We start from the raw sequence: 9,726 nt of genomic DNA, 5'->3' as shown, positions 1-9,726 counted from the left end.
GCCCCCCCAATCCCCCCCCCGCGGGGTTTGGCGGCGCGGGGCCCGGGGCAGAGCCCCGGCAGCGGCGCCGCACCCGACCGCACCCCGCCCGCGCCCACGGCCCCAACCCCGCACCCGGGCCTTGGCCCCACCCCCGGACCCGGCCCGAGACCCCCGCCCACCAGCCCCCTAAGATGAGTCCAAGGCGGCCAACAGGCCCGCCATCGCCGAGGACGGCGACATGGGAGGAAGCCCGGTGCGAATCCGGCGCGGTCCCGCCACTGTGAATCCGCGCGGCCCCGGCCGCTCCGGATGAGTCAGGAACTCCCGCCGTCCTCACTGCCCGGGGCGCGGAAACCCCGAGGAAGGCCTGCCGCCGCATGATCCTGCTGCTGTCGACGTCCGACACCGATCTGCTCAGCGCCCGCGCAGCGAACGCCGGGGACGCTCCCGTCCCGTACCGGTTCGCGAACCCCTCCCGCCTTCCCCTCGCCGACCTCCCCGGTCTCCTCGACGGAGTCACCCTGGTCGTCGTCCGCCTCCTCGGCGGCCTCCGCGCCTGGCAGGACGGCCTCGACCTGCTGCTGGCCCCCGGCCAGACCCGCCCGGTGGTCGTGCTGACCGGCGAACAGGCCCCGGACGCCCAGCTGATGGAAGCCTCGACCGTCCCGATCGGCATCGCCGCCGAGGCGCACGGCTACCTCGCCCACGGCGGCCCGGCCAACCTGGACCAGCTCGCCCGCTTCCTCTCCGACACCGTGCTGCTGACCGGCCACGGTTTCGAGCCCCCGGCGGCCTCCGCCACGTGGGGCCCGCTGGAGCGCACCCCGCAGCAGGCCCTGCCGGAGGGAAGCCCCCGGATCGCGGTGCTCTACTACCGCGCGCACCAGATGAGCGGCAACACCGCCTTCGTGGACACCCTCTGCGGGGCGATCGAGGCGCACGGCGCGCAGCCGCTCCCCCTCTACGTCTCCTCCCTCCGCTCCCCCGAGCCGGAGCTGATCGCGGAGCTGGCGTCCGCCGACGCGATCGTCACCACGGTCCTCGCGGCCGGCGGCACCAAGCCCGCCACCGCCTCCGCCGGCGGTGACGACGAGTCCTGGGACGCGGGCGCCCTGGCCGGCCTGGGCGTGCCGATCCTGCAGGCCCTGTGCCTGACGGGCTCCCGGTCCGCCTGGGAGGAGAACGACGAGGGCCTGTCCCCCCTCGACGCCGCCACCCAGGTCGCCGTCCCGGAGTTCGACGGCCGTCTGATCACCGTCCCGTTCTCCTTCAAGGAGCTGGACGAGGACGGGCTGCCCGCCTACGTCGCCGACCCCGAGCGGGCCGCCCGCGTGGCCGGCATCGCCGTGCGCCACGCACGCCTGCGCCACATCGCCCGCCGCGACAAGAAGATCGCCCTGGTCCTCTCCGCGTACCCCACCAAGCACTCCCGCATCGGCAACGCGGTCGGCCTGGACACCCCGGCCAGCGCCGTGGAGCTGCTGCGCACGCTCATCGCGGGCGGGTACGACTTCGGCCCCGTCGAGGACGTACCGGGCCTGGTCTCCGGTGACGGCGACGAGCTGATCCGCGCCCTGATCGAGGCCGGCGGCCACGACCAGGACTGGCTCACCGAGGAGCAGCTCGCCCGCAACCCGGTCCGGATCCCGGCGGCCGACTACAAGCGCTGGTTCGCCGAGCTCCCCGCCGAGCTCCGCGAGAGCGTGGAGCGGCACTGGGGCGAGGCCCCGGGCAACATGTTCGTGGACCGCTCCTCGAATCCCGAGGGCGACATCGTGCTGGCGGCCCTGCGCCGCGCCAACCTGCTGATCCTGATCCAGCCGCCGCGCGGCTTCGGCGAGAACCCGATCGCGATCTACCACGACCCGGACCTGCCGCCCTCGCACCACTACCTGGCCGCGTACCGCTGGATCCAGGCCCGCGCCGAGGACGGCGGTTTCGGTGCCGACGCGATGATCCACCTGGGCAAGCACGGCAACCTGGAGTGGCTGCCGGGCAAGAACGCCGGTCTGTCGGCGTCCTGCGCCCCCGATGCCGCGCTCGGCGACCTGCCCCTCATCTACCCGTTCCTGGTCAACGACCCGGGCGAGGGCACCCAGGCCAAGCGCCGGGTGCACGCCACCCTGGTCGACCACCTGGTGCCGCCGATGGCGCGCGCGGAGTCGTACGGCGACATCGCGCGCCTGGAGCAGCACCTCGACGAGTACGCCCAGATCTCCGCGATGGACCCGGCGAAGCTGCCGGCCATCCGCGCCCAGATCTGGACCCTGATCCAGGCCGCGAAGCTGGACCACGACCTGGGCCTGGAGCAGCGCCCCGACGACGAGGGCTTCGACGACTTCCTGCTGCACGTCGACGGCTGGCTGTGCGAGATCAAGGACGCCCAGATCCGCGACGGTCTGCACGTCCTGGGCGGCGCCCCGACCGGCGACGCCCGCGTGAACCTGGTCCTCGCCATCCTGCGCGCCCGCCAGATCTGGGGCGGTACGACGGCCCTGCCCGGTCTGCGCGAGGCGCTCGGCCTCGACGAGTCCGCGGCCACCCGCACCACCGCCGACGAGGCGGAGGAGACGGCCCGCGCGCTGGTCCAGGCGATGGAGGACGCCGGCTGGGCTCCGGAGGCGGTGGCTTCGGTCGCCGCCGGCTTCTCGGCCGACGTGGCGGCCGTACTGGACTTCGCGGCCCGCGAGGTCGTACCGCGGCTGGCCGGCACCACCGACGAGATCACCCACGTGGTCAGCGCCCTGGACGGCGCGTTCGTCCCGGCCGGCCCCTCCGGCTCCCCGCTGCGCGGTCTGGTCAACGTGCTGCCGACCGGCCGCAACTTCTACTCGGTGGACCCGAAGGCCGTCCCCTCGCGCCTCGCGTGGGAGACCGGCCAGGCCCTCGCCGACTCCCTCCTGACGCGCTACCGCACGGACAACGGCGAATGGCCCGCCTCCGTCGGCCTGTCCCTGTGGGGCACGAGCGCGATGCGCACCTCGGGCGACGACGTGGCCGAGGCCATGGCGCTGCTCGGCGTCCGCCCGGTCTGGGACGAGGCCTCGCGCCGCGTCACCGGCCTGGAGCCGATCCCCCTCTCCGAGCTCGGCCGTCCGCGCATCGACGTGACCCTGCGCATCTCGGGCTTCTTCCGCGACGCGTTCCCGCACGTCATCGGCCTGCTGGACGATGCGGTGCGGCTGGCGGCCTCGCTGGAGGAGCCGGCCGAGGACAACTTCGTACGGGCCCACGCGCAGGCCGACCTGGCCGTGCACGGGGACGAGCGGCGGGCCACCACCCGCATCTTCGGCTCGCGCCCGGGCACGTACGGCGCGGGCATCCTGCAGCTGATCGACTCCCGCGACTGGCGCACCGACGCCGACCTCGCGGAGGTCTACACGGTGTGGGGCGGGTACGCGTACGGCCGGGGCCTCGAAGGGCGCGCGGCGCGCGAGGAGATGGAGACCGCCTACAAGCGGATCACGGTGGCGGCGAAGAACACCGACACCCGTGAGCACGACATCGCCGACTCCGACGACTACTTCCAGTACCACGGCGGCATGGTGGCCACCGTCCGCGCCCTGCGCGGCACGGCCCCCGAGGCGTACATCGGCGACTCGACCCGGCCGGAGACGGTCAAGACGCGCACGCTGGTCGAGGAGACCTCCCGCGTCTTCCGGGCGCGCGTCGTCAACCCGAAGTGGATCGAGGCGATGCGCCGCCACGGTTACAAGGGAGCCTTCGAGCTGGCGGCAACGGTCGACTACCTCTTCGGCTACGACGCCACGACCGGGGTGGTCGCCGACTGGATGTACGACAAGCTGACCGAGACGTACGTCCTGGACCCGGAGAACCGCGCCTTCCTGGAGGAGGCCAACCCCTGGGCCCTGCACGGGATCGCGGAGCGGCTGCTGGAGGCCGAGTCCCGCGGCATGTGGGAGAAGCCGGACCCGCAGGTCCTGGAGGCACTGCGCCAGGTGTACCTGGACACGGAGGGCAACCTCGAAGGCGAAAGCGACTAACCGGACACCGGCTGGATCAGACTGGCCGCATGTGCCACTACTGCGGCTGCCGCGAGATCCCGCTGATCAAGGAGTTCATCTCCGAGCACGAGGCGGTGACGAACGCCGCGGGCGACGCGCTGCGCGCCCTGGACTCGGGGGACCTGCCGAGGGCGCGGGCCCTCGTCGCGGAGATGACGGCCGTCCTCCTCGCCCACTGGACGGGTGAGGAGGACGGCCTGTTCGCCGTCATGGAGCGGGACCCGGAGTACGCCCCGTACATCGCGGCGCTGGTCGAGGAGCACCGCGAGCTGGCGGCGTTCCTCGCCGGCGCCGACCTCGCGGACCCGGCGGACGCCGCGGCCCTGCGCCGGGCGGTGGAGGAGCTCCACCACCACATCGCGAAAGAGGAGGACGGCCTCTTTCCCGCTTCCCTCACCGCCCTGACGGGCGACGACTGGGACCTGTCCATCAAGGCCTGGCGCACGGCCCACCCCGACGGGGACCTGAGGCCCGCCGGGTAGCCGGTGCACCGGGCAGCCGATGCGCCGGGCAGCCGCGCTGCTCCGTGGTCCGTGGTGCGGTCCGGCTACTTCGTGGTCTGGTTCAGCGCGACCAGGGCCTGCGCCCAGCGCGCGTACTTCAGCTGGCCGAAGTCGGCGACGGTCTTCACGCCGAAGGCCTCCAGCAGCAGCTCGCCGTCCTTGTCGGTGACGCCCTTGAGCGCGGCCACCGGCGCCGCGAGCACCTCGGCGAGCGGCTTGTCGGCCCACGCCTTGTCCAGCACCTTGTCGAGGTCGATCGCCATGAGTGTCCCTCCGGGATTCCAAAGTATGAACTGATGGAACAAACCTAGAACAATCGGACAAGCATCCGGCGGCGCGACACCAGCACCTTCCGGCACCCCGGGCACCCGCCCCCGACCAAGGGGCGGGCACACCCCCTCGCCCTGATCGATTCCACGTATAATCCGCCCCGTTCACCTTGTACTTCGCGTCGGATATCGGAATCGAAAAGGCTGTGACCAAGAAATGAATTCACTGCGGGCGCTTCTCGACGGCGGGATTCCGCTGGTGGCCGTCAGCTTCGACGACAGCGAGACCGAGCCGCGCGCGCACGCCGCGAAGAGCGCCGGCGTCGATGTGGCCGAACTGCGCGTCGACCGGTACGCGGCGACCGGAACGGACCATGTCCTGGCCCAGGTGGACGAGTTCAAGTCACTGCCGGTGCTGGCCACGATCCGCTCCGCGCGCGAGGGCGGCGAGTGGAAGGGCACCGAGGCCGAGCGGCTCGAACTGTTCCGCGCGCTCGCCCCCCGGGTCGACGCCGTGGACATCGAGCTTTCCTCCGGGGAAATCCTGTCCGAGGTCATCGAGGCCGCCCACCGGCACGACACGGTGGCGCTCGTCTCCTATCACAATTTCGAATTCACCCCGGCCACCGAGGAACTCCGGACCGTCATCGACGACGCGAAGAGCGCCGGCGCCGACGTGGTCAAGGTGTCCACCATGGTGCGGTCCGAGGACGACGTACGCCGGCTGGCCTCGCTCCTGCTGCGCGCCGGAGCCGAGGACACCCGGCTGATCGTCATCGCCATGGGCGAGACCGGGGCGGTCTCGCGCGTCTTCTTCCCCGCCCTCGGGTCCCGGATCACGTACTCCTTCTTCGGCGCCAGCTCCGCCCCGGGACAGCTCGACTTCCCCGAGACCTTCGGGCTGCTGCGCAAGTTCTACCCGGCCTTCGACGCGCGGAAGTCCGAAGCGTCCTGAACCCCCGCGCCGGGGAGGTGCACCCACCTCCCCGGCCGCTTCCGGGCCGCCACCCCCGCCCCCCTACCGGTCGCAGGCCCCATCCGCCACAGAACGGCGCACACGTCACCTGATGAAGTGAACTCCCCCTTATCCCACCGGTACCCGGGGTAGGGCCCTGCTGATCTCGTGAGGAACCCGATGAGACACGAGACAGTCAGATGAAAGGCCCACCCTGCCGTGACGCAGCCGTTTCAACTGCCGGATTTCTATGTGCCTTATCCGGCGCGACTGAACCCCCACCTGGAGGACGCCAGGGTCCACACCAAGAAGTGGGCCCGCGACTTCGGGATGCTGGAAGGTTCCGGCGTCTGGGAGGAGCGCGACCTCGACTCGCACGACTACGCCCTGCTCTGCTCGTACACCCACCCGGACTGCGACAGCGAGGCGCTGTCCCTGGTCACCGACTGGTACGTGTGGGTGTTCTTCTTCGACGACCACTTCCTGGAGATGTTCAAGCGCTCCCAGGACCGCGAGGGCGCCAAGGCCTACCTCGACCGGCTCGGCGCCTTCATGCCGATGGATCTGGCGGACGGGTTCCCCGAGGCCACCAACCCCGTCGAGGCCGGACTCGCCGACCTGTGGGCACGTACCGTCCCCGCCATGTCGATGGACTGGCGGGAACGGTTCTCCCTGTCCACCAAGAACCTGCTCGACGAGTCGATGTGGGAACTCGCCAACATCAACATCGGGCGGGTCTCCAACCCCCTCGAATACATCGAGATGCGGCGCAAGGTCGGCGGCGCCCCCTGGTCGGCCGGCCTCATCGAGTACGTCTCCGCGGAGGTTCCGGCGCGCGTCGCGCACTCCCGCCCCCTCGGCGTGCTGCGCGATTCCTTCTCGGACGCCGTGCACATCAGGAACGACATCTTCTCCTACCAGCGCGAGGTCTCCGAGGAGGGCGAACTCTCCAACGCCATCCTGGTGCTGGAGACCTTCCTCGGCTGCACCACCCAGGAGGCGGCCGAGGCCTCCAACGACCTCCTCACCTCCCGGCTCCAGCAGTTCGAGCAGACCGCCCTCGCCGAACTCCCCCAGCTCTTCGCCGATCACGCCATGAACCCGGCCGAGATCGCCGCCGTCCTCGCCTACGCCAAGGGCCTCCAGGACTGGCAGTCCGGCGGCCACGAGTGGCACATGGTCTCCAGCCGCTACATGAACAAGGAGGCCCGGGCCACCGCCCCGGTCACCCTGCCCTTCATGCCCTCGGGCCTCGGCACCACCGCCCTCGACCTCCGCTCCATCCTCGCCCCCCGCGCCCTGGAACTGCGCAAGCGCTCCTTCACCCACGTGCCCTTCGAGCACACCGGCCCGTCGATCGTCCCCGACGTCTACATGCCGTTCCCGCTCACCATGAGCCCGCACCTCGCCCACGCCCGCGAGGAGTCCGTCGCCTGGGCCCGGGAGATGGGCCTGATCGATCCGCAGCCCGGTGACCCCGGCTCGGCGATCTGGAACGAGGAGAAGCTGCGCGGCTACGACTTCGCGCTCTGCTCCGCGGGCATCGACCCCGACGCCACCCCCGAGGCCCTGGCCCTCAACGCCTGCTGGCTGACCTGGGGCACGTACGGGGACGACTACTACCCGGTGGTCTTCGCCCAGTCCAAGAACCTGCCGGCCGCCAAGGCCACCACCGCGCGGCTCGTCGCCATGATCCCGGTGGACCACGCGGAACAGCCCGTGGGGCTGACCGCGATGGAACGCTCCATCGGCGACCTGTGGGTGCGCACCAGCAAGGACATGACCCCCGAGGTCCGGACCGAGTTCCGGGCCACCCTCGTGTCCATGCTGCAGAGCTGGCTGTGGGAGATGGAGAACCAGATCCAGAACCGCATCCCCGACCCGGTGGACTACGCGGAGATGCGCCGGCACACCTTCGGCTCGCACCTCACGATGTACCTGTGCCGGCTGGGCCAGGCGGGCCGCGGCATCCCCGACGACATCTACGCCTCGGGCACCATCCGCTCCCTGGAGAACGCGGCGGCCGACTCCGCGTGCCTGATGAACGACATCTTCTCGTACCAGAAGGAGGTGGAGGTCGAGGGCGAGGTGCACAACTACGTGCTCGTCACCCGCAACTTCTTCGACATCGGCTACGCGGAGGCACTGCACATCTGCCACTCGCTGATGACCCAGCGCACCGAGGAGTTCGAGCACATCGTGGCGAACCAGCTGCCGCTGCTCTACGAGGACTGGAAGCTGGACGCGGAGGCCCGGGCCGGACTCGACGCGTACGTCGGCGAGTTGAAGGACTGGCTGGCCGGAATCCTGAACTGGCACGAGAAGACGGTCCGTTACCGCGAGGAGGACCTGCACCGCCTGGGCGACGGCATCTCCACCGGGGTCCTGACCCCCGACTTCGGCATGTCGGCGGCCCGGCTCTCCCTCCCCACCCGCTAACGGCGGGGCCGCTGCTGCGGCAGGGGCGGGCAGGAGGACCCCTGCCCGCCCCTGCCCTCGGCCACCTCGGCCACCTCGGCAAGCCCGTCGGCGGCCCGTCTAGAACTCGTCCGCCGTGTGCGGCAGCAGTGCGGTGCGCAGTCCCCCGTCCAGGGCCGCCGCCGCGCCCGGGGTGTGCTCCAGCACCAGGCCGGCCGCGGCCAGTTCGACGGCCCGGGTCCCGCCGAGGTAGCAGGCCGCGAGTTCCCGTACGTCCAGGGCCAGGTCCGGGGCCCGGCCCGCTGCGGCGGGCTCGTACGCCGCCCCGTCCGGGCCGGCCTTCAGGAGGAAGCGCCCCGCGTTCGCGGGCAGCCGTACGTCGGTCAGCTCCAGTACGAGTTCCACGGGTGCGGCCCACGACCGGCGGGTCAGTGCCGCCGCCACGTCGACCAGCCGCAGCCAGAGCGCCGGGAACGCGGAGGTGACCCGGACCTGGTCCCGGTCGGCGGCGAAATGCAGCAGCGGGTCGTCGGCCGGGCGGCCCCACGCGGTGACCCGGCCGGTGAGGTCGAGGGAGGCCACGCACCGCCACAGGGCGGCGGCGGCCGCCGGGGTGTCGGCCTCCAGTTCGTCGACCCGGACCAGACCCGGGGTCCGCACGCCGCCGCTGCTCCCCTCGGGCTTCGTGCGGTAGAGGACGTAGCCCGCGATGGGGTCTCCCGGCTCCCCCAGGACGATGATCCGGGGCGGGCTGAGCTCCTCGTCCTCCTCGTCCTGCTCGATGAGCCACTCCTCGGTCCAGCGCCGCTCGCTGCGGGTGGGCCGCCCGGCCCGGAGCGCGCGGGCGGCTTCGTGGTACGGGCCGACGACGGCAACCGCATCCTCGGGGAGGATCAGCCGCAGCGGCCGCCGGTCGGCCTCGATGCGCAGGGCCAGCGGCCGGGTGGAGTCGATCTCGATGGTGGCGCCCTGGGTGGCGCTGCCGTAGCCGAAGCGCCCGTAGATGGCGGCCTCGGAGGCCCACAGGGCGGCGACGGGGCTGCCGTCGGCTCCCGCCCGCCGCAGCATCTCGCCCATCAGGGCGGTCAGTACGCCGCGGCGGCGGTGGGTGGGGGCGACGGAGACGAAGGTGAGCCCGGGGCAGGGCAGGTCCGCTCCGGGCACCGAGAGCCGGAACGCGTGCGCGGCCATGAATCCGACGATCGCGCCGCCCTCGTAGGCCCCGATCCGCAGGCAGGCGCGGAGCAGCTCGTGGTGCCGCTCGCGCCCCTCCTTCTCGGGCCGGTCGTGAAAGACCAGGTACGCGAGCTCCAGCGCGCGGTCGATGTCGGCCTCGGGCACCTCGCGGATCTCCACCATGATCCGGAGACTAATCGGTCATCGCGGACCAGTCACTTGATAAGTGATGGTTTCCGGCCGCGTCCGGCCGAGGAAAGAGCACGAAGAAGCACGGAGGAGCACGGAGGAGCAACGAAGGAGCAACGAAGGAGCAACGAAGGAGCACGAAAGGGCGCGACCCCCGGGGGTCGCGCCCGGTCCACACCCTGCGAAAACTGTCGAATATAAACAAAAGA

6 protein-coding genes and 1 riboswitch are annotated in these 9,726 nt (G+C 71.6%); of the genes, 4 read left to right on the top strand and 2 right to left on the bottom strand.

The features are described from left to right. Window positions 1-224: 224 nt before the first annotated feature. Window positions 225-306, top strand: a riboswitch (cobalamin riboswitch). Between the two features lie 53 nt (window positions 307-359). Together cobN and ACFWNV_RS37790 are read left to right on the top strand one after the other, a co-directional pair. Beyond that, window positions 360-3,986: a cobaltochelatase subunit CobN gene (gene cobN / locus ACFWNV_RS37795; protein ID WP_383956266.1), complete on the top strand. Its 3,627-nt coding sequence runs from the start codon at window positions 360-362 to the stop codon at window positions 3,984-3,986. A gap of 29 nt (window positions 3,987-4,015) precedes the next feature. Then, window positions 4,016-4,489 carry a hemerythrin domain-containing protein gene (locus ACFWNV_RS37790; protein WP_383956263.1) on the top strand — a complete coding sequence of 158 codons (474 nt, stop codon included), beginning with the start codon at window positions 4,016-4,018 and terminating at the stop codon, window positions 4,487-4,489. 65 nt (window positions 4,490-4,554) lie between these two features. On the opposite strand, the gene ACFWNV_RS37785 is transcribed toward ACFWNV_RS37790, so the two are convergent. Beyond that, the gene (locus ACFWNV_RS37785; RefSeq protein ID WP_243338778.1) at window positions 4,555-4,773 is read right to left on the bottom strand and encodes a hypothetical protein; all 219 of its coding nucleotides are present in this window, start codon (window positions 4,771-4,773) and stop codon (window positions 4,555-4,557) included. A 223-nt stretch (window positions 4,774-4,996) separates the two neighbouring features. Here ACFWNV_RS37785 and aroD point away from each other — a divergent pair, with 223 nt between their 5' ends. Beyond that, the gene (gene aroD / locus ACFWNV_RS37780) at window positions 4,997-5,734 is read left to right on the top strand and encodes a type I 3-dehydroquinate dehydratase (protein WP_383956260.1); all 738 of its coding nucleotides are present in this window, start codon (window positions 4,997-4,999) and stop codon (window positions 5,732-5,734) included. 219 nt (window positions 5,735-5,953) lie between these two features. Then, complete coding sequence (locus ACFWNV_RS37775) at window positions 5,954-8,173, top strand: germacradienol/geosmin synthase (RefSeq protein WP_383956257.1); 2,220 nt, start codon at window positions 5,954-5,956, stop codon at window positions 8,171-8,173. Window positions 8,174-8,272: 99 nt separating this feature from the next. On the opposite strand, the gene ACFWNV_RS37770 is transcribed toward ACFWNV_RS37775, so the two are convergent. Further along, complete coding sequence (locus tag ACFWNV_RS37770; protein ID WP_383956254.1) at window positions 8,273-9,511, bottom strand: GNAT family N-acetyltransferase; 1,239 nt, start codon at window positions 9,509-9,511, stop codon at window positions 8,273-8,275. Window positions 9,512-9,726: the final 215 nt, after the last annotated feature.

The sequence above is a fragment of the Streptomyces sp. NPDC058401 genome, assembly GCF_042722885.1.
Lineage (GTDB): Bacteria > Actinomycetota > Actinomycetes > Streptomycetales > Streptomycetaceae > Streptomyces.
Note: the sequence above shows the minus strand (reverse complement) of the source record. Positions and strands in the feature narration are given on the sequence as shown.